Source organism: Nocardiopsis sinuspersici (genome assembly GCF_001998325.1).
GTDB lineage: Bacteria > Actinomycetota > Actinomycetes > Streptosporangiales > Streptosporangiaceae > Nocardiopsis > Nocardiopsis sinuspersici.
On sequence record NZ_MCOK01000001.1, the window covers coordinates 4534832 to 4552782 of the forward strand.

Here is a 17951-nt window from a genome sequence, read left to right on the forward strand (position 1 = left end):
CCCGGGGGTCAGCCCCGGGCGGCGTCCTTCCCGTCCGCCTCGGCCAGGAGCCGCACCACGATGTCGGACTTGGCGTCGGCGTAGTCCTGGATGCGGTCCCAGGTGCGCTCGGCCAGCTCGCGTTTGACCGCGGCGTAGCGCTCACGCGCGTCGGCGTCGTCGATGAGGAGGTCCCGGAAGCGGCGCATCCGCTCCGCCTCCTCACAGCCCTCGCTGAACACGTGCAGGTTGAGGTTGACCTCGGTGCCCTTGAACACGCGGTGCTGGTACCAGTCGGGCTCCCTGATCACCAGGGAGTAGCCGACGGCTTCGAGGTCGGGCATGTAGGCGGGCTCGTCCGAGGAGTCCGCGACGACCAGCAGCAGGTCGACGCAGGGTTTGGCGGCGAGGCCGGGCACCGCGGTGGAGCCGACGTGCTCGAAGAGCAGGATCCGGTCACCGAGCGCGGCAGCGACCCTTCGGGACTCGCGCTCGAAGAGGTAGGGCCACTTGGTGTCGTACTCGACGAGGCGGACGCGTCCGTCGACGAGGTTGCGGAACTCGGGTGCGATCCCGGTCCGCGAACCGCCTCGGGAGGGCAGGGGAGACGCTTCGAGGGGTGACATTCTCAAAGCCTTGTCCCCCTCACGTGCCTGCGTCAAGACCGTTCACCGTTCCTTACATATGCACGTGCGGCCATGACGTCACTGTTCGTGGGGCGCCCATGACGTGCGGCGACCACGGACCGTGTCCGGCCTCGGCCGCGGAGCCGCCGGAGCGGGGCGGGCCGCGACGGCGCCGTCCGTGCGGAAGCCGTGCGCCGTGCTCACGGCCGCGCCCGGTGCGCGGCCGGGCCAGCCGCCGGGGCACCCGGCGCCGGGCTACTTGCCGCGGGTCCTGCGGCGGCGGCCGCCCCTCTTGCGCCGGCTGGCGGGCGGGGCCTCGGCCGCGCGCTCGGCGGCGATCCTCTCGTCCTCCTCCTGGCGCTCGGCCTCCACGCCGTAGGGGTCGGCGGTGGAACGGCGTATCCACAGGACCACCAGGAGGACGCCGAGGACCACGACGGCGCCGACGGTGGCGAACCACACCCACACCGGCACGGCCCATCCCTGACCGTCCCCGCTGAGGACGTCCTCCTCGAACGCCGGGTTGTCCTGGGCGATGGCGGTGGCCTGTTCCTGCGCGGAGGGCAGGTGCAGGGCGGGCAGCCCCTCGGGGCCGGACCGGGAACCCTCGACGAGTGCGTCGCGGACCTGGCCGGGGAGCAGGTGCGGGTGGTCGGAGCGCAGCAGGGCCGCGGCCCCGGCGGCCATGGCGGCGGCGTACTGGGCACCGGTCACCTCGGTGTAGCCCACCTCCGTGTCGGCGGCCATCAGGTCGGCGCCCGGGGCGGTCAGCGCGACCGATCCGGTGTCGGGGGAGTTCGGGACGAGTGCGCCGTCCGCGTCCGTTCCGGCGACGGTGAGCACGTTGGGGTCCTCCGGGCCCCCGGCCGGTCCGACGACCAGCACGCCGTTGTCGACCGCGGCCTGGGTGGCGCCGGCCAGGTCGGCGGCCCCGTCGGTCTCGGGCAGCAGGATGACCTGGACGTCCTCCTGCGCGGCGAAGCGTACGGCCTCGGCCAGCCGGTCCCCGGTGGGCAGCACGAGCACGGTGGACTCGGGCGCCACGCCGAGCATGCCGCCGTCGGCGTCGAAGCCGTGTCCGTGGGCCGCGGCCAGGGAGGCCATGGCGCTGCCCGCCCCGGCGTCGCCGCCCGTACCGAACCGTGTGTCCACCCGGACGTTGTCGACCAGGTCCGGGTGCTCCTCGTTGACGGAGGTTCCGGGAAGCGCGACGGTGACGCCCTGGCCCTGGGTGTCCTCCCACAGTTCCTGGGCGGCGATGGTCTGTAGGCCCCACTGCTCGGGCCGGTAGTCGGGGACCAGGTCGGCCGAGGCCGGAGCCGCCGGGCCGAGGAGCACGGCGGTGGCGGTGACGGCGGCCGCACAGGCCGAGGCGGTCCCGCCACGGGTGCGGCGTGTGTGTGTCCTGCTACGGCTGTTGCCCCCGAGCACGTCAGGCTCCCTCGAACGATATGATCGGCGTTCCACGCGGCCCCACGGACCCCCGCAATTCTGTCATGAGCACAGGATTCAGGCGTGGACAAGTGACCTGAGGGGTAGGGAACGTAACTGTATCCCTGGTGCCAGTCCTGAGCTCTCGGCTCCGCATCCGGCATGTCGAGTCGCTAGCATGAGTCGGGCCGATCCGGACAAACCAATTTCCCGTCCAGGGGGTGTCCCATGCCGAATATCGGTCCGACCGAGGACGGTCAGTCGGCTCTCGCCGAACGCGAACAGCGCATCCTCGCCTTCGAGCGCCAGTGGTGGAAGTTCGAGGGTTCCAAGGAACAGGCCATCCGCGACGAGTTCGGGTTCTCCGCCACCCGCTACTACCAACTGCTGAACGGGCTGGTGGAGCGCCCCGAGGCGCTCGCCTTCGACCCGATGACCGTCAAGCGGCTGCGCCGTCTGCGCGCCGACCGCCGCCGCCAACGCAACGCACGCCAGCTGGGTATCCAGCTCTGATATCCCCTCGTCGCGCCTTCGCGGTCATTCGTACCCACCACACGCCGACGGCACCATCCGCGCGTGGTCCGCTTCCACGGGTGTGTCGCCCGGGCCACCCCCGCTGAGCGACACCGGGAACCGGCTGGAGGGACCGCCCGTATCGGGGCGGCCGAGCCGACGACGGGGAGACCGGTCCGTCCGGGGGCGTCCGGAGCCGCCCGCCGACGCGGGCGAGCGCACGCCGAACACCACGGGACCGTCCGGTGAAACACGGCCGCACGTATGGGTAGGGGTCCCCTCCGGGCGGGGGCGCGTCGATAGTCTGGCGGCCCCGCCCGGTCCGCATCCGCGGCCTCACCGGAAAGGTCCTCCATGTCTTTGCCCCGACCCGGCACGGACGCCGGGCGCACCGCGCTCGACGCCCTCCTGAACGCACCCGCGAGCGCGCTGGCCGCCTTCGACTTCGACGGCACGCTCGCACCCATCGTGGACGATCCGCGCACGTCCGCCCCCTATCCGGGGATCGTGGAGGGGCTCGCCGACCTGGCCGGACTGATCGGTTCGGTGGCGGTGGTCACCGGTAGGCCCGCCGGAACGGCGGTGCGGCTGGGCGAGCTGGACCGGGTCCCGGGCATCACCGTGCTGGGCCACTACGGCGCCGAGCGCTGGGTCGGCGGCCGTGTGGTCGCCGCCCCCGCGCCGCCCGGGGTGGAGCTGGTGCGGGAGGAGCTGCCCGGCCTGCTCGACGGGCTGAACGCGCCGGAGGGCACCTGGATCGAGGACAAGGGCCGTTCCCTGGCCGTGCACACGCGGCGCACCGCCGACCCCGACGGCGCCCTCACCCTGCTCACCCCCGCCTTGAGCGAACTGGCCAGGCGCGCGGAACTGCAGGTGGAGCCGGGCCGGATGGTGGTCGAACTCCGTCCACAGGGTGTGGACAAGGGTGCCGCGCTCACCGCGCTCGTCGCCGAGAGCGGGCCCCGCACCGTGCTCTACGCCGGTGACGACCTGGGCGACCTGCCCGCCTTCGCCGCCGTGGCCGCACTGCGCGACCAGGGCGTCGCGGGTCTGACCGTGTGCTCGTCCTCCGACGAGGTCGCCGCCGTGGCCGAGGCCGCCGATCTGGTCGTTCCCGGCCCCGCCGGGCTGGCGGACCTGCTGCGCGGCCTCACGGACGCGGTCCGCGGCGCCTCCGGTGTGTGAGCCCTCCCCGTTCAGGACGAGGACTCGTGTGCCTGGGGCGTGAGCGCCGACCGCGCCGCCGAACGCAGGTCCACCAGCCCGGTCCGGTCGCGCCCGTAGTGCACGGCGTTGGTGAGCACCCCCACGTACCTGCCGCTCTCGGGGTGCATGAACAGGCTCGTCCCCGTGAAGCCGTTGTGGTAGACCACCCCCTCCGGGGTGACCAGCCAGCCCAGGCCCCGCCAGAGCCGGGCGCCCGCGTCCACGTGCGGCTGCCAGCTCATGCGCACGTAGGAGGAGGGCACCGGTCCCCGGCCGCCGTCGTGCAGCCGCAGGACCTCCCGGGCGAACGCGCCGAGGTCGATGGCGGTGGTGAACGCCCCGGCGTGCCCGGCCACACCGCCCATCAGCGCGGCCGCCTCGTCGTGCACCACGCCCCACGCGGGTGCGGCCCCGGGGAGGCGGCGCTCGGTGGGCGCGACCCCGGGTGAGCGCGCCAGCGGGCCGAAGGCCGTGGACCGCATGCCCAGCTCCTCCCACAGGTCGTGGGCGAGCCGGTCCAGGCCGGTGCCGTAGAGGCGTTCCAGGAGCAGGCCGAGCAGGATGAACCCCCGGTCGATGTAGCGGTAGCCGGGTTCCTCCAGCGGGTCGGCGAGGATCGCCTCGGCCAGGTCCTGCTCGGTGCCCGCGTACCTCTCCAGCCAGGTCACCGGGTTGAGTCTGCTGGTGTGGGTGAGGATCTGCCGGGTGGTCACCTCGGCTCCGGGGAGATGGTCCACGTCCAGGTATTCGGACATCGGAGCGTCCAGGTCCATGATCCCCTCGGCGACCGCCTGGCCGACCAGCGGCCAGGTCGCCATCACCTTCGTCAGGCTCGCCACGTCGTAGGAAACGTCCGGAGCCGTGTCGTGCTCCGCGTCGACCCGGCCGACCGCGACGAACTCCCACATGCCGCCGGTACCCACGACGGCCGTGCCGCCCGGCAGCCATCCGGCGTCCACCATCACCTTCAGGACGCCACGGATCTGCGCCCCTGTCTCCGTCAGCCAGTCACCATCACGCACAACACGCCTCCCCCCGGCTGGTCTCGTCACCCGGCGGATACCCCGTTATCGGGCCGTTGTCACACGGGCTCCCCATGTGCCCAGGACGAAACCCTCGCAGGTCATAGCCGTAATGAGGGGCCGAGCGCCCGGCGGAGTAGTCTGGCGCCCGAGAACCCCTGAGGGAGGACGATGAGCAGTCAGACCCCCGTACCCGCCGGTTTCCGCGGTGTGGCCGGAAACATCGGGATCAAGGACCCGCAGGACGACTTCTTCGCGGTGGTGTCCGAGGTCCCCGCCAGCGTGTCCGCCGTGTTCACGCGGTCCCGGTTCGCCGGACCCAGTGTGCTGCTCAGCCGCCGGGCCGCGGCGGACGGCCGCGCGCGGGGGGTCACGGTGATCGCCCGCAACGCCAACGTGGCCACCGGCCGGATCGGCGACGACTACGCGCGCGAGGTGCAGGAGCGCGTGGCCCGGGCGGCGGGCGTCGCACCCGAGGAGATACTGGTCGCCTCCACGGGGGTGATCGGGCGGCCCTATCCGATGGACAAGGTGCGCGCCCACCTGGACTCGCTGCCCGCCGAGTTCCCCCCGGCCGACCTGGACCGCGCGGCGGCGGCGATGATGACGACCGACACCCGGCCCAAGACCGCCTCCGCGAAGGTGGGCGGGGCGACGGTGACGGGCATCGCCAAGGGCGTCGGCATGATCGAGCCGAACATGGCGACCATGCTGGCCTGGTTCTTCACCGACGCCGACCTGGAGCGGTCGGAACTGGACGAGGTCTTCCGCCGGGTGGTGGACCGCACCTTCAACGCGTTGAGCATCGACACCGACACCTCCACCAGCGACTCGGCGGCGGTGTTCGCCAACGGGCTGGCCGGTCCGGTGGACGTGGCCGCGTTCGAGGCGGCGCTGCACGAGGTGGCGCTGAAGCTGGTGCGGATGATCGCCTCCGACGGCGAGGGCGCCAGCAAGCTGATCGAGGTACGCGTCTCGGGCGCGCGCGACGACGCGCAGGCCAAGCGGGTGGCCAAGGCCGTGGTGAACTCCCCGCTGGTGAAGACGGCCGTGCACGGCGCGGACCCGAACTGGGGCCGGGTGACGATGGCGGTCGGCAAGTGCGAGGAGGAGACCGACATCCTGCCCGAGAGGGTGCGGATCTCCTTCGGCGACGTGGAGACCTACCCGGCCGAGTCCACGGACGAGGTGCTGGAGCGCGCCGCCCAGCACATGAAGGGCGACGAGGTGGTCATCGGCGTCGACCTGGGCATCGCCGACGGCGCCTTCACGGTCTACGGCTGCGACCTGACCGAGGGCTACATCCGGATCAACGCCGACTACACGACCTGAGCCGGAGACGGCCCGGTCGGCCGGCCTGGTCGGCTGATCGGCCGGCCGGCTCAGTCCGACCGCCTGGCCCGGCCACTCACGCCGGAGGCGGCACCGGTCCCCGTCCACAGGGGCTGGTGCCGCCTCCTCTTTCGCGGTTTGCTGGATACAGGGGGCCCGGAGCCCGCGTCGGCATCGGCGTGCCCGCCCGGGACGGTCCTGCCCCCAGAGTCGCTCCCGGCCTCCCGGACCGGTGCGTCCACACATGCAGGGCGGGCCGGGTTCTGTTCGGTGGACTCGGATCCTGTGCCGCCGGAGGTCCCGCGGGTGCGCCCGTGAGATAGGCGCGTGCGCACCGCGGGGACCGGGGGTTCCCGTACCTGCGGCGTCCGGGCACGAGGCGAGGCGCGGCGGAGCCCCAAGGGAAACGGCCTAGACGTGCACGACGGGCTCACCGCCGTCGGGCCTGCCCCCGCGCATGAACAGCGACAGCCCCGCCGCCAGCAGCATCAGCACCGCCGCGATCCCGAAGGCCCACTGCAACCCGTCGATGAAGGCCAGGTTGCTGGCCTCGGTGACCGCGCGCGCCACCTCGGCCGTGGCGCCCCCGGGTACCACGGCGCCGCCCTGGGCGATGGTGCTCTGCATGTCCGCCAGTTCCCCGGAGGCGGGCTCGGCCAGGCCCGCCGCGGCGAAGTGGCCGGGCAGGGTGGAGATGATGGTCGCCGACATGACCGCGCCCAGCACGGCCGTTCCCAGCGATCCGCCCAACTGCATGGCGGCCTGCTGGACGGCGGAGGCCACGCCCGCGAAGCGCACCGGGGCGTTGCCGACGATGGCCGCGGTGGAGCCCGTCATCACCAGGCTCAGACCGGTGCCGAGCAGGACGAAGGCCGCCGACAGGTAGACGGTGCCGGTGTCGGTGTCCAGCCGGGACAGCAGGAACATGCCCGCGCCCGCCAGCAGCAGGCCCGCCGTGGTGGGCGTCCGGGCGCCCACGCGGTCCAGGACACGGCCCGCGACCGGCGAGGTGAGCGCCATCAGCGCGGTCATCGGCAGCAGTTGCATGCCGGTCTGCGCCGGGCTCATCCCCAGCACGCCCTGCAGGTAGAAGGCGACGAAGAACAGCGACCCCATCAGGCTCACCGCCATCAGCACCATGAGCACGACGCCGATGGAGATGGAGGGGTTCGCGAAGAGCCCCAGCGGGATCAGCGGTTCCTGCGGGCGGCGCTCCCACAGCACGAAGGCGGCGCCGAAGACCAGGGCGGCGGCGAGGGAGGCCAGGGTGACCGGGTCCGTCCAGCCCGCGGTGGGCGCCTCGACCAGGGCCCACACCAGGGCGAGGATCGCGATGCTGACCAGGACGATGCCGGGCACGTCCATGCGCGATCCGGAGTCGGTCGCCCGGTTCGGGGCGAGCAGCCACAGGCCCAGGGCGAGGGCGGCGGCTCCGACGGGGACGTTGACGAAGAACACGGCCTCCCAGCCGAACGTGCCCACCAGGACGCCGCCGACGATGGGGCCGCCCGCGGTGGCCGCGCCGAGGATGCTGCCGAAGACGCCGAAGGCACGGCCGAGCTTGTGCGGCGGGAAGCCGGACCGCAGCAGGCCCAGGGCGGCGGGCATCAGCAGCGCGCCGAAGATCCCCTGTAGCACCCGGAAGGCGATGAGCATGGCCACACCCGCGGACAGCGCGATCGCCACGGAGGAGAGCACGAAGCCCACCACGCCCACGAGGTAGGTGTTGCGGTAGCCGAAGCGGTCGCCGAGCTTGCCCGCGGTGATCAGGAAGACCGCCAGTCCGAGCAGGTAGCCGTGGGTGACCCACTGGAGCCCGGCCAGCGAGGCGCCCAGGCTCTCGCCGATGGCGGGGTTGGCGACGGCCACGATGGTGCCGTCCAGGGCCACCATCATCACGCCGAACGCGATCGCCACCAGGACCGCCCAGGGGTTGCCCCGAAGCCCTCCCCGCTCCGCCCGTGTGGTCTGTGGAACGGTCTGTGCGGTCATGCTTCCCCCTGCGCGCCGGTGTCTTCTCCGGTAATCATGTCAGCGGCTGACTCCTTGCATCAACTGTGTTTTGTCAGCCGCTGACGTAATATTCTTCACGCGGTACCCTGTGGACAGAGCCAACACCTGGGAGGCACGTCCATGAGCGCGACGAGCGCCGAACCGGAGGAACAGGTCGGGCTCCGTGAGCGCAAGAAGGCCCGGATGCGCGAGTCCCTCATGGAGTCGGCTCTGCGCCTGTTCCACGAGAACGGTTACCAGCGGACCACGACCGAGGAGATCGCCGCCTGCGCCGGGGTCTCCCAGCGCACGTTCTTCCGCTACTTCGGCTCCAAGGAGGACGTCGTCCTGGAGGCGGTCGAGGACGTCGACGAGCACCTGTTCGCGTCCCTGGCCGACCGCCCCGCCGACGAGCCCCCGTTCACGGCGCTGCGCAACGCGATGGTCGACCACTGGGAGTACCTGAGGCGCGGGCCGCTCCACCTCAAGGGCAGCGCGATGGGGATGGTCGCCGACAGCCCCGAGTTGATCGAGGTCAACATGCGCTACTGCCACCGCAGGCAGCACCGGCTGGCCCGGGCCGTCGGCGAGCGCACCGGCGTGGACCCGGCCACCGACCCGCGCCCGGGCGTCCTGGCCGCGGTGTTCCTCTCCGCTCTGGCCACGGGCCACCAGGCCTGGTGCGCGTCCGGCTCCCACGACAAGGAACGGCTGCTCGGGGCCTTCCTCGACCGGCTCGACCTGGTCCCCGAGGTGGTCGAGGGCCCCTGGAGTCCTCCGGTCCCCTCCCCCGGCTGAACGCCGGGCCCCTCCCGGGAACCCTCGGGGAGCGGCGCGTCGAACCCCTCCCGGCGACGGAAATCCGTCACCGCCCCCTCAACAAACCCTCCGGCCGTCACTAGGCTCGGGCGGGCTTCACGGAGAGCGGGGCGGCGCGGGAGGGAAGCGGCCGATGGCGAACTGCCCGGTGTGTTCGAGCGGGGACCAGGTCGCCAAGGTGTCCGCCGTGGCGTGTCTGGCAGCGCCTGTACTACTGCCGCCGCGACGACGTCGTTCGACCCCGCCACCGGCGCCCACGGCCCGCCGAGCGCCATGCGGCGGCTCATCGGGGTGCCCGGCTGAGGCCGGTGAGGCCGGCTGGGGCCGGCGGTATCCGGCGGTGTTCGCGGTGCCCCGGGCGATGGCACGTCCGCCGGAGCCGGGGCGGGCCGGCGAACACGCGGGTCCCACCGCACGGGGAGGACGCTGCGGAAGGCGCGTCCCCGTTCCGGAAAGGACGGGGCTCCAGGAAGGACGGGGACCGAACGGCATCGGAAACCGGTACCACGGGCCGGAAACGAGCGTGTCGGAAACATACACATTGCTGCGTGACAGCGCTACTTTGGACTTCCCTGTCCACCCGTGAAACAGATTGAGCCCTTATATGGCAGACCTCCCCATCGACACCAGCGTGGCCCATTCCGCACGGGTGTGGAACTACTGGCTGGGCGGCAAGGACAACTATCCGGCCGACCGGGAGGTCGGTGAGCACATCCAGGCCACCTTCCCCGGGATCGTCGCCGCCGCCCGCGCCGACCGCGCCTTCCTGTACCGCGCGGTCACCTACCTGGCCGAAGAGGAGGGCATCCGCCAGTTCCTCGACATCGGCACCGGCCTGCCCACGGCCAACAACACCCACGAGGTCGCCCAGGCCGCCGCCCCCGAGTCCACGATCGTCTACGTCGACAACGACCCGCTCGTGCTCGCGCACGCCCGGGCCCTGCTCACCAGCGATCCGAGGGGCGCCACGCACTACATCGACGCGGACCTGGGCGAACCGGGCCCCCTCCTGGAGCAGGCCCGCGAGTACCTGGACTTCGACCAGCCGATCGCCCTGCTGATCATGGGCACGCTCGCCCACGTCCCCGACGACGCCGAGGCGGTGTCCCTGGTCCGTGCCTACGTGGACGCGCTCTGCCCGGGCAGCTTCTTCGTCACCAACGACAGCACGAACACCAGCCCGGAGATCGTCCAGGCGGCCGACCACTGGAACGCCAACGCCTCCTCCCACATCCACCTGCGCGCCCCGGAGCAGATCGAGCGCTTCTTCGAGGGACTGGACCTGCTGGAGCCCGGCGTGGTGTCGGTGCCCTTCTGGCGCCCGTCACCGGCCGAGGTCGGACACACCGTGCACGTGGACCAGTACGGCGGCATGGCCCGCAAGCCCTGATCCGAGCGGGGACGCGCTCGCCTGGCCCGGCCTCCGGGCGATGTCGCCCACGCTCCCCTGGACCTCGCGGGGACGCGTTCGCCGTGACGGCCGTGGCCGACCAGCACCCGCTGGTCGGCCACACCGCGTTCGGAGGACCTCGTTCCATCCCGCGGCGGCACGTCCCACGTCCGTCCCCGGACCCGCTCCGAACGGCGGGGAGGCCGCTTCCCGTGGGCTCCGGACGCACCGCGGCATCGCGGACCGACCGATCCGGCGCCACCGCTCCGGCGGCGGCCACGCCCGTCGTGGCCGCCGGCCACGCCCACGGCGGACGCCGTCACCGGCTGGAGGTCTCCGGATGGGCGGCGGCCCGCACCGCCTCCCTCGCCTGTTCGGCGCTGGAGGCCGCCACCGCCAGCTCCGCCAGCCTGCGGCACTCGTCGCGGGTGTGCAGGGCGAGCGCGTGGCGCACGGCGGACAGCGCGGGCGCGGACATCGACAGGCTGGTCGAGCCCAGCCCCACCAGCACCAGGGCCAGCAGCGGATCCGCGGCGGCCTCGCCGCACACCCCCACGGAACGGCCCGACCGCTCCCCCACCGCACCCACGGTCTCCACCAGCCGCAGCAGCGCGGGCTGCCAGGGGTCGAGCAGGTCGGGCAGCGCGCCCAGGGTCCGGTCGGCGGCCATCGTGTACTGCGCCAGGTCGTTGGTGCCGATCGACACGAAGTCCACACGGGGCAGCAGCCGGTCGGCGAGCAGGGCCGCCCCGGGCACCTCGATCATCACCCCGACCTCGGTGAGCCCGGCCCGGCGCGCCAGGGCGGCGAACTCGGCGGCCTCGTCGGGCGTGGACACCATCGGCGCCATCACCCGCACCCGTGCCGAGGTCTCCAAGGAGGCGGCGGCGATCGCCGAGAGCTGCTCGGTGAGCAGTCCGGGGTGCACGCGCGAGGTCCGAAAGCCCCGCATGCCGAGCGCGGGGTTGTCCTCCTGCCCGGTCTCCACGAAGGACAGCGGCTTGTCCGAGCCCGCGTCCAGGGTGCGCACCGTGACGACGCGTCCGGCGAACGCCTCGAACAGGGAGGTGTAGGCGGCGGTCTGCTCCGCGACCGTCGGCGGCTCCGCCTGGCCCAGGAACAGGAACTCGGTGCGCAGCAGCCCCACGCCCTCGCTGTCGTGCGCGCCCGCCTTGCGGGGGTCCCCCTCACCGACGTTGAGCAGCAGCGCGACCGGCGTGCCGTCGGCGGTCCTGCCGGGCCCGGTGGACTCGGCGAGCAGCGCGCGTCTGCGCTCGGCGCGCCGGCGCATCCGGTCGGCGAGCTCCTCGTCGGGATCGACCTCGACCGTCCCCGCGTCGCCGTCCACCGCCACCGTGACCCCGTCCGCGAGGCCCTCGACGCCCTCGCAACCCACGACGGCGGGGATACCGAGCGCCCGGGCCAGGATGACCGTGTGGCTGGTGGGGCCGCCGTAGCGGGTGACGATGCCGAGCACCCGCTCGGTGTCGAGCTGGACGGTGTCGGCGGGCGCGAGGTCGTCGGCTACCAGCACGTGCGCAACGCCGGGATCGGGCACCCCGGGCATGGGCAGGCCCATGAGAAGGGCCACCGCGCGGTCCCGGATGTCGGCGAGGTCGGCGGCGCGCTCGGCCAGGTAGCCCCCGGCCGCCTGGAGCAGCTCCTGGTAGGCGCCGCACGCGGAGTGGACCGCCCACGCCGCCGGGTCCCCCTCCTCGGTGCGCTCCCCGACGCGGCGCGCCAGGTCGGGGTCGCGCGCCATGAGCGCCTGGGCGCCGAGCACCGCCGCCGCGTCGCCCTCCAGGCCGGCGGCCCGCCGGTCGAGCAGCTCGGCCACCTGTTCCAGGGCCCGCCGGGCCCGGTCCGCCTCGTCGCCGGGCTTGCCCGTGGTCGGCCGCTGCTCGGGCAGGGACGGCGGGGGCGCCATCCGCGCCACCGGTCCGACGGCGGCGCCGGGACTGGCGGGGATGCCCGAGCACCGGTGGATACCGGTCGCTGAGGGGAGGGGGTCGGTCTGCGCCATGTTCGCTCCGTACGTCGGGAATGGCTGGGAATGCCGGGGGTGCCGTTTTCGGGGGATGTCCTTCCCCGGAACGCCCCGGGTCCACCCCGGCGGCTTCTCTGGTTCTCGGGTGCCGGGGTCCGGGGGTCCGGGGTCCGGGGTCCGCTCCGGCGGCCGGAGCGGCTGGGTTCTGTTCGGTGGACTGGGTCCTGTGCCACCAGGGGTGGTGGCGAGGGCGCCGCAGGGACCGAAGGTTCCCGTACCCGCGGCGCCCGAGCACGAGGCGCAGCGCAGCCTCAAAGACGACACAGCGAGGGCGCCGACGGGGCCGCCGGAGGTCCCGAGGGTCCCCGTACCCGCGGCGCCCGAGCACGAGGCGAAGCGCAGCCTCAAGAGAACATGACCTAGGGCTGGATGGTCACCTTGATCGCGGTGCCCGAGGCCACCGTCTCGATGGCCTTGTGGACGTCGGACAGGGACATCCGCTCGGTGATCAGGTCGGCCACCGGCACGGCGCCGGAGGAGATCAGCTCCAGGGCACGGCGGTTGTGCTCGGGGCTGGAGCCGTTGGCGCCGAAGATCCTGAGCTCCCGGTAGTGCACCGCGTTGGCGTCCAACTGGATGACCGGCGCGTCCTTGGGCAGGCCGCCGAAGAGGCTGATCCGGCCGCTGCGGGCGACCATGCGCAGCGCGTCCTCCTGGGCGCGTCCGGAGGCGGCGGCGGTGATGACCACGTCGGCGCCCCGGCCGTCGGTCAGGCGGAGTACCTCCTCCACCGCGTCGGTCTCCTCCCCGCAGATCGCGGCGTCGGGGCCGACGACGGCGGCGGACATGTCCAGGCGGCCCCGGTTGAGGTCCACCAGGTAGACCCTCGAAGCGCCGCGGGCCCGGGCCAGCCGGACGTGCAGGCAGCCGATGGGACCGGCCCCCATGACCACCACCGTGTCGCCCTCGCCGACCCCGGCGATCTCCTGGCCGTTGAGCACGCACGCCAGCGGCTCGGCGACGGAGGCCTCGGCGAAGTCGACGTCCTCGGGGACCCGGTTGACCCCGTCCACGGCCAGGACCGCCTCGGGGATGACCATGTACTCGGCGAAGCCGCCGTCGTAGTGGTAGCCCATGGACTCCTGGCGGGAGCACACGGTGAACCGGCCGTCGGAGCACTCCGCGCAGGTCCCGCACGGGATGGCGGCGATGACCTGGACGCGGTCGCCCTCGGCCCAGCCGGTGACCCCCTCGCCCACCTCCACGATCCGTCCGGCGATCTCGTGCCCGATCACGCGGGGCGGGCGGATGTGGTGGTGGCCGTGCCGGGAGATCTTCACGTCCGTGCCGCAGGTGGAGCAGTTGACGACGGCGATCTTGATCTGTCCGGGTCCGGCGGTCGGCTCGGGAGCCTGCTCCAGTCGGATGTCACCGGGTGCGTAGAAGCGGGCGACGAGCATGTTCGGGCCTTTCTGGTGGTGCCCGCCGGACCGGTCCCGGCCCGGCGGGTGGTGGGTGTGCTCAGCCGTTCCGGACGGGGCCGAGCAGTTCGACGACGTCGGACGGGGTGGCCGCGGCGCGCAGCCGGGCGGCCCTGTCGGGGTCGGTGAGGATCCCCGCCAGCGAGGACAGCACGCCCAGGTGCTCCTCCCCGGAGGCGGCGATGCCGATGGCCACGTGGACGGTGGGCCCGCCCCAGTCGACCCCGTCGGGGAACTGGACCACGGCCAGCGCGGTCCTCCTCACCAGCGACCGCGAGGCGTCGGTGCCGTGCGGGATGGCCACGCCCTCGCCCACGAAGGTGGGGACGGAGGCCTCGCGTTCGTGCATGGCGCTCACGTAGCCGGGCTCGACCGCGCCGAGCTCGACCAGGAGGGCGCCGCACTGGTCGATGGCGTCGGTCCGGCCCGTAGCGGTGCGGTTCAGCCGGACCGCGTCGGCGGTCAGCACCAGCTCACTCGGCAAGGGTGCTCCCGTCCCTGACGGCCTGCTCCAGGCGGGCGAAGGCCGGGTCTCCCATGAACATCTGGAAGGCGATGACGACGGTGTCGGGGGCCCGCTTGCGGGCCCGGTCGACCAGGCCGGTGTGGCACAGGACCACGTCGGCGCCCTCGGGGATCCGGTCGACGGGGGCGTGTTCGACGGCCACCCCGTGCGGGGACAGGGACTTGCTCAACTGCGAGGTGAGCAGGACGCTGCTGCCCATGCCCGCGTCGCACGCCACGACGACCTTCTTGATGGCGGAACCCTCGATGCTGCTCATCGGTTGTTCTCCTGCTTCTCTGCGGCTTCCTGCTGGGTCTTCTCCTCGCGTTCGGCCCTGCGCTCGGACCGGCCGAAGCCGAGCAGGAGCGAGGCGATGACGAAGGAGACGATGGTGGCGGCGGCGACTCCGGCCAGGACCTGTACGTGGCCCCCGGGCGGGGTGACCGCCATGAGCGCGATGATGCTGCCGGGGGAGGCGGCGGAGATGAGCCCGGCGTCGAGGAGCATGAAGGTCGCGACGCCGGACATCCCGCCGCCGATCGCGGCCAGGATCAGCTTGGGCTGGGCGAGGATGTACGGGAAGTAGATCTCGTGGATGCCGCCGAAGAAGTGGATGACGATCGCTCCGGGGGCGGTGGCACGGCTGACCTTGGACCCGAAGAGCATGCAGGCCAGGAGGATGCCCAGGCCGGGACCGGGGTTGGTCTCGATGAGGAACTCGATGGCGCTGCCCTCGGTGACCGCGCGGGCCGTGCCCAGCGGCGTGAAGACGCCGTGGTTGATGGCGTTGTTGAGGAAGAGCACCTTGGCGGGCTCGACGAGGACCGAGACCACGGGCAGCAGGCTCATGTCGATGAGGAACTGCACCGCCGTGCCCAGTGCCCGGGCGATGGCGCCCACGAGCGGTCCGACCACGTAGGCGCCCAGGACCGCCAGGAGCGCCGCGAGGATGCCGGCGCTGAAGTTGTTGACCAGCATCTCGAAGCCGGTCTTGATCCGCGGCTGGACCACCCGGTCGAAGTGCTTCATGAGATAGGCCGACAGCGGTCCCATGAGCATCGCGCCCAGGAACATCGGCATGTCCGCCGAGACGATCACGCCCATGGTCGCCGCCGCGCCGACCACACCGCCGCGCTGCCCGTGCACCAGGGTTCCGCCGGTGTAGGCGATCAGCAGCGGGAGCAGGTAGGTGATCATGGGCCCGACGAGTTCGGCCAGGTACTCGTTGGGCCACCAGCCGTCGGGGATGAACAGGGCGGTGATCAGCCCCCAGGCGATGAACGCGCCGATGTTGGGCATCACCATGCTGGACAGGAACCCGCCGAAGCGCTGGACTCCGGAGCGCACCGAGGCGAGCCTGCTGCCGCTTTGCTGTGTGGTCATGGGGACCTCCTGGGAGGTGCGGCGGGCTTCTACCGCGCCGGGGTGGGGGTGGGTGGTACTGAGCAGAGGGGTGGGTGTCGGGGGATCGGGTGGTGCGGGGGTGGACGGTGCGAAACGGAGGGCGGTACTGGGTGAGGGGTGGACGGTGCGGGAGCGGGGTGGTGAGGGGTGCTCCGGGGCGGTGCGGCCCCCGGCCGGGAGGACCACAGGACGGCGCTCCGGAGCACCCGGCCGGTCAGACCACCTGGACGCGGGGTCCGGCGGCCTCCAGTTCCTCGGCGAGCCCCGTGGCGAGCCCGGTGTCGGTGATGATCGTGTCCAGGTCCTCGACCACGGCGAAGCGGGCGAAGTGGTCGTTGCCCACCTTGGTGTGGTCGGCGAGGAGGACGCAGCGGCGCGCCGAGGCGATCATGGCCCTCTTGACCTCGGCCTCCGCGGGGTCGGGCGTGGTGAGCCCGCGCTCGACGGAGACGCCGTTGGCGGCCATGAAGGCCACGTCCACGTAGGACTCGGCGAGTGAGCGCAGCGCCCAGGCGTCGACGGTGGCCTGGGTGCGGGTGCGCAGGCGGCCACCGAGCAGCATGAGGTTGACGTTGGTACGCGGGGCGAGGGTGAGGGCGATGGAGAGGGAGTTGGTGACGACGGTGAGTTCGCGGTCGGAGGGCAGTTGCTCGGCGAGGCGCCCGGTGGTGGACCCCGCGTCGAACAGGACGGCGCCCTCCTCGGGGAGTTCGGCCAGGGCGGCCTTGGCGATGCGCTCCTTCTCCTCGGTCAGGACGGAGTCGCGCACGTTGAGGGCGGGCTCGAAGCCCAGCCGCTCGACGGGGATCGCGCCACCGTGGACCCTGCGCAGCACCCCGTGGCGTTCGAGTGCCGTGAGGTCGCGCCGGACGGTCTCGTAGGTCACGTCGAACTCCGTGGCGAGCCCCGTGACGTCGACCCGGCCGTCCCGTCGGGCGCGTTCGAGGATCACCTTCTGGCGCTCTTCCGCGTACATGTTGGATCACCTGTGTTTCGGTGTGGTTTTCGGTGAGTTTAATGGTGTTGCTTGGAACACACAAGGGGTTCCTCCACCCAATATCCCAGCAATCCCACACGAGACCACCACGCCCGCACCACCCGGCCGACCAGGGGAATCAGGGAGGATCATCCGACGACGCGCCACGCGTACGATGCCGGTGACAGGGGAGGAACGGCCGCGAAACGCCCCCGCCGACCGCCCCGCGGAACCGGGAACGGGGACCCACTAGTGTTGACATACACAGGCAAACACACATAATCAAATACAGTCCAACATCCAGACCGGGCCGGGCGCAGACACTCCCGAAAAGAGCACCCATGATCCTGACCCTCACCCCCAACCCGAGCGTGGACCACACCCTGGAGGTGGACCGCCTGGTACGCGGCGAGGTCCTGCGGGTGGGCTCCACCCGCGCGCAGGCGGGCGGCAAGGGCGTCAACGTCGCCCGGGCCCTGCGCCGCGCGGGCGCCGCCACACGGGCGGTCCTGCCCGTGGGCGGGGGCGGGGGCGCCGAACTCACCGCCCTGCTCGGGGACCTCCCCTGCGTCACCGTCCCCATCGAGGGGGAGACACGCGCCAACATCGCCGTCACCGAGGCCGACGGAACCACCACCAAGCTCAACGCCCCCGGTCCCGTCCTGTCCCCCGAGGAGACCGACGCCCTGCTCCGCGCCCTGGCGGAGGAGCTCGGCCGCGGCCCCGACTGGGTGGTGGCCAGCGGCAGCCTTCCCGCCGGCGCCCCCGACGACCTGTACGTGCGCGTCGCCGAACTGGCCGCCTCCCACGGGGTGCCCCTCGCACTGGACACCTCCGGCAAACCCCTGGAGGCGGCGGCGCGCGCGGGGTCGGTGTCCCTGCTCAAGCCCAACCACGAGGAACTGGCCGAGCTGGTCGGGCGGGACCTGCCCACGGTGGGCGCGGTCACCGGCGCCGCCCGCGAGGTCCTGGACCGGGGGAACGGTTCCGCGCTCGTGACACTCGGTGGACACGGTGCGATACTCGTGGCCTCCGGGCACACCTGGTGGGCGCGCGGACCCCAGGTCCGCACGCGCAGCACGGTGGGCGCGGGCGACTGCGCCCTCGCCGGTTTCCTGGGCACGGACGGCTCCCCCGCCGAACGGCTGCGCCGTGCCGTGGCATGGGGAACGGCCGCGGTGTCCCTGCCCGGAACCACCGTCCCCTCTCCCGACGACGTGGCCACCGACGCCATCACGGTGGTGGCCGACCCCGACCCGCAGTGGTCGGTCGACACACTCTGACCGGG

16 protein-coding genes are annotated in these 17951 nt (G+C 72.7%); 6 read left to right on the forward strand and 10 right to left on the reverse strand.

Features of this window, described 5'->3' with window-relative positions; genetic code table 11:
* Window positions 1–8: 8 nt before the first annotated feature.
* Both NOSIN_RS19545 and NOSIN_RS19550 read right to left on the reverse strand, forming a co-directional pair.
* The gene (locus tag NOSIN_RS19545; RefSeq protein WP_077692145.1) at window positions 9–605 is read right to left on the reverse strand and encodes a GrpB family protein; all 597 of its coding nucleotides are present in this window, start codon (window positions 603–605) and stop codon (window positions 9–11) included.
* A 255-nt stretch (window positions 606–860) separates the two neighbouring features.
* Window positions 861–2036, reverse strand: coding sequence for a S8 family serine peptidase (locus NOSIN_RS19550; protein WP_077692146.1), 1176 nt, complete (start codon window positions 2034–2036; stop codon window positions 861–863).
* Window positions 2037–2264: 228 nt separating this feature from the next.
* Between NOSIN_RS19550 and NOSIN_RS19555 the strand changes: the two genes are divergently transcribed.
* Both NOSIN_RS19555 and otsB read left to right on the forward strand, forming a co-directional pair.
* Window positions 2265–2549 (forward strand): DUF3263 domain-containing protein, encoded by a 285-nt coding sequence (locus NOSIN_RS19555; RefSeq protein ID WP_013155209.1) that lies wholly within the window; start codon window positions 2265–2267, stop codon window positions 2547–2549.
* A gap of 354 nt (window positions 2550–2903) precedes the next feature.
* Window positions 2904–3734 carry a trehalose-phosphatase gene (gene otsB / locus NOSIN_RS19560; protein WP_077692147.1) on the forward strand — a complete coding sequence of 277 codons (831 nt, stop codon included), beginning with the start codon at window positions 2904–2906 and terminating at the stop codon, window positions 3732–3734.
* A gap of 11 nt (window positions 3735–3745) precedes the next feature.
* On the opposite strand, the gene NOSIN_RS19565 is transcribed toward otsB, so the two are convergent.
* Complete coding sequence (locus tag NOSIN_RS19565; protein ID WP_077692148.1) at window positions 3746–4777, reverse strand: serine hydrolase domain-containing protein; 1032 nt, start codon at window positions 4775–4777, stop codon at window positions 3746–3748.
* Window positions 4778–4948: 171 nt separating this feature from the next.
* Here NOSIN_RS19565 and argJ point away from each other — a divergent pair, with 171 nt between their 5' ends.
* Window positions 4949–6109, forward strand: coding sequence for a bifunctional glutamate N-acetyltransferase/amino-acid acetyltransferase ArgJ (gene argJ / locus NOSIN_RS19570; RefSeq protein WP_077692149.1), 1161 nt, complete (start codon window positions 4949–4951; stop codon window positions 6107–6109).
* A 411-nt stretch (window positions 6110–6520) separates the two neighbouring features.
* Here the strand turns inward: argJ and NOSIN_RS19575 are convergent, their stop codons facing one another.
* Window positions 6521–8101 (reverse strand): MFS transporter, encoded by a 1581-nt coding sequence (locus NOSIN_RS19575; RefSeq protein ID WP_077692150.1) that lies wholly within the window; start codon window positions 8099–8101, stop codon window positions 6521–6523.
* Window positions 8102–8242: 141 nt separating this feature from the next.
* On the opposite strand from NOSIN_RS19575, the gene NOSIN_RS19580 reads away from it, so the two are divergent.
* Window positions 8243–8899, forward strand: a complete 657-nt coding sequence (locus tag NOSIN_RS19580) for a TetR/AcrR family transcriptional regulator (protein ID WP_077692151.1) — start codon at window positions 8243–8245, stop codon at window positions 8897–8899.
* A 625-nt stretch (window positions 8900–9524) separates the two neighbouring features.
* The gene (locus tag NOSIN_RS19585; RefSeq protein WP_077692152.1) at window positions 9525–10310 is read left to right on the forward strand and encodes an SAM-dependent methyltransferase; all 786 of its coding nucleotides are present in this window, start codon (window positions 9525–9527) and stop codon (window positions 10308–10310) included.
* Between the two features lie 319 nt (window positions 10311–10629).
* On the opposite strand, the gene ptsP is transcribed toward NOSIN_RS19585, so the two are convergent.
* The 6 genes from ptsP to NOSIN_RS19615 all read right to left on the reverse strand — a co-directional run bounded on the left by ptsP (window position 10630) and on the right by NOSIN_RS19615 (window position 16663).
* Window positions 10630–12333 carry a phosphoenolpyruvate--protein phosphotransferase gene (gene ptsP / locus NOSIN_RS19590; RefSeq protein ID WP_077692153.1) on the reverse strand — a complete coding sequence of 568 codons (1704 nt, stop codon included), beginning with the start codon at window positions 12331–12333 and terminating at the stop codon, window positions 10630–10632.
* Between the two features lie 383 nt (window positions 12334–12716).
* On the reverse strand, window positions 12717–13757 hold the full coding sequence (locus NOSIN_RS19595; protein WP_077692154.1) for a zinc-dependent dehydrogenase: 1041 nt from the start codon (window positions 13755–13757) through the stop codon (window positions 12717–12719).
* A 61-nt stretch (window positions 13758–13818) separates the two neighbouring features.
* Entirely contained in the window at window positions 13819–14262 is a 444-nt protein-coding gene (locus NOSIN_RS19600; RefSeq protein WP_077692155.1) for a PTS sugar transporter subunit IIA, read from the reverse strand.
* Window positions 14252–14560, reverse strand: a complete 309-nt coding sequence (locus tag NOSIN_RS19605; RefSeq protein WP_077692156.1) for a PTS lactose transporter subunit IIB — start codon at window positions 14558–14560, stop codon at window positions 14252–14254. Before NOSIN_RS19605 ends, NOSIN_RS19600 begins: the two co-directional genes overlap by 11 nt.
* Complete coding sequence (gene mtlA / locus NOSIN_RS19610) at window positions 14557–15666, reverse strand: PTS mannitol transporter subunit IICB (protein ID WP_077692157.1); 1110 nt, start codon at window positions 15664–15666, stop codon at window positions 14557–14559. Before mtlA ends, NOSIN_RS19605 begins: the two co-directional genes overlap by 4 nt.
* A gap of 235 nt (window positions 15667–15901) precedes the next feature.
* The gene (locus NOSIN_RS19615; RefSeq protein WP_077692158.1) at window positions 15902–16663 is read right to left on the reverse strand and encodes a DeoR/GlpR family DNA-binding transcription regulator; all 762 of its coding nucleotides are present in this window, start codon (window positions 16661–16663) and stop codon (window positions 15902–15904) included.
* 341 nt (window positions 16664–17004) lie between these two features.
* On the opposite strand from NOSIN_RS19615, the gene pfkB reads away from it, so the two are divergent.
* Window positions 17005–17946, forward strand: a complete 942-nt coding sequence (pfkB, locus tag NOSIN_RS19620; RefSeq protein ID WP_077692159.1) for a 1-phosphofructokinase — start codon at window positions 17005–17007, stop codon at window positions 17944–17946.
* The last annotated feature ends 5 nt before the right edge of the window (window positions 17947–17951 follow it).

Bases quoted from the DNA above. Each gene is read 5' to 3' on its own strand.
- NOSIN_RS19545 (WP_077692145.1), bottom strand. From the start codon at position 605: ATGTCACCCCTCGAAGCGTCTCCCCTGCCCTCCCGAGGCGGTTCGCGG.
- NOSIN_RS19555 (WP_013155209.1), top strand. From the start codon at position 2,265: ATGCCGAATATCGGTCCGACCGAGGACGGTCAGTCGGCTCTCGCCGAA.
- otsB (WP_077692147.1), top strand. From the start codon at position 2,904: ATGTCTTTGCCCCGACCCGGCACGGACGCCGGGCGCACCGCGCTCGAC.
- argJ (WP_077692149.1), top strand. From the start codon at position 4,949: ATGAGCAGTCAGACCCCCGTACCCGCCGGTTTCCGCGGTGTGGCCGGA.
- NOSIN_RS19575 (WP_077692150.1), bottom strand. From the start codon at position 8,101: ATGACCGCACAGACCGTTCCACAGACCACACGGGCGGAGCGGGGAGGG.
- NOSIN_RS19580 (WP_077692151.1), top strand. From the start codon at position 8,243: ATGAGCGCGACGAGCGCCGAACCGGAGGAACAGGTCGGGCTCCGTGAG.
- NOSIN_RS19585 (WP_077692152.1), top strand. From the start codon at position 9,525: ATGGCAGACCTCCCCATCGACACCAGCGTGGCCCATTCCGCACGGGTG.
- ptsP (WP_077692153.1), bottom strand. From the start codon at position 12,333: ATGGCGCAGACCGACCCCCTCCCCTCAGCGACCGGTATCCACCGGTGC.
- NOSIN_RS19595 (WP_077692154.1), bottom strand. From the start codon at position 13,757: ATGCTCGTCGCCCGCTTCTACGCACCCGGTGACATCCGACTGGAGCAG.
- NOSIN_RS19605 (WP_077692156.1), bottom strand. From the start codon at position 14,560: ATGAGCAGCATCGAGGGTTCCGCCATCAAGAAGGTCGTCGTGGCGTGC.
- mtlA (WP_077692157.1), bottom strand. From the start codon at position 15,666: ATGACCACACAGCAAAGCGGCAGCAGGCTCGCCTCGGTGCGCTCCGGA.
- NOSIN_RS19615 (WP_077692158.1), bottom strand. From the start codon at position 16,663: ATGTACGCGGAAGAGCGCCAGAAGGTGATCCTCGAACGCGCCCGACGG.
- pfkB (WP_077692159.1), top strand. From the start codon at position 17,005: ATGATCCTGACCCTCACCCCCAACCCGAGCGTGGACCACACCCTGGAG.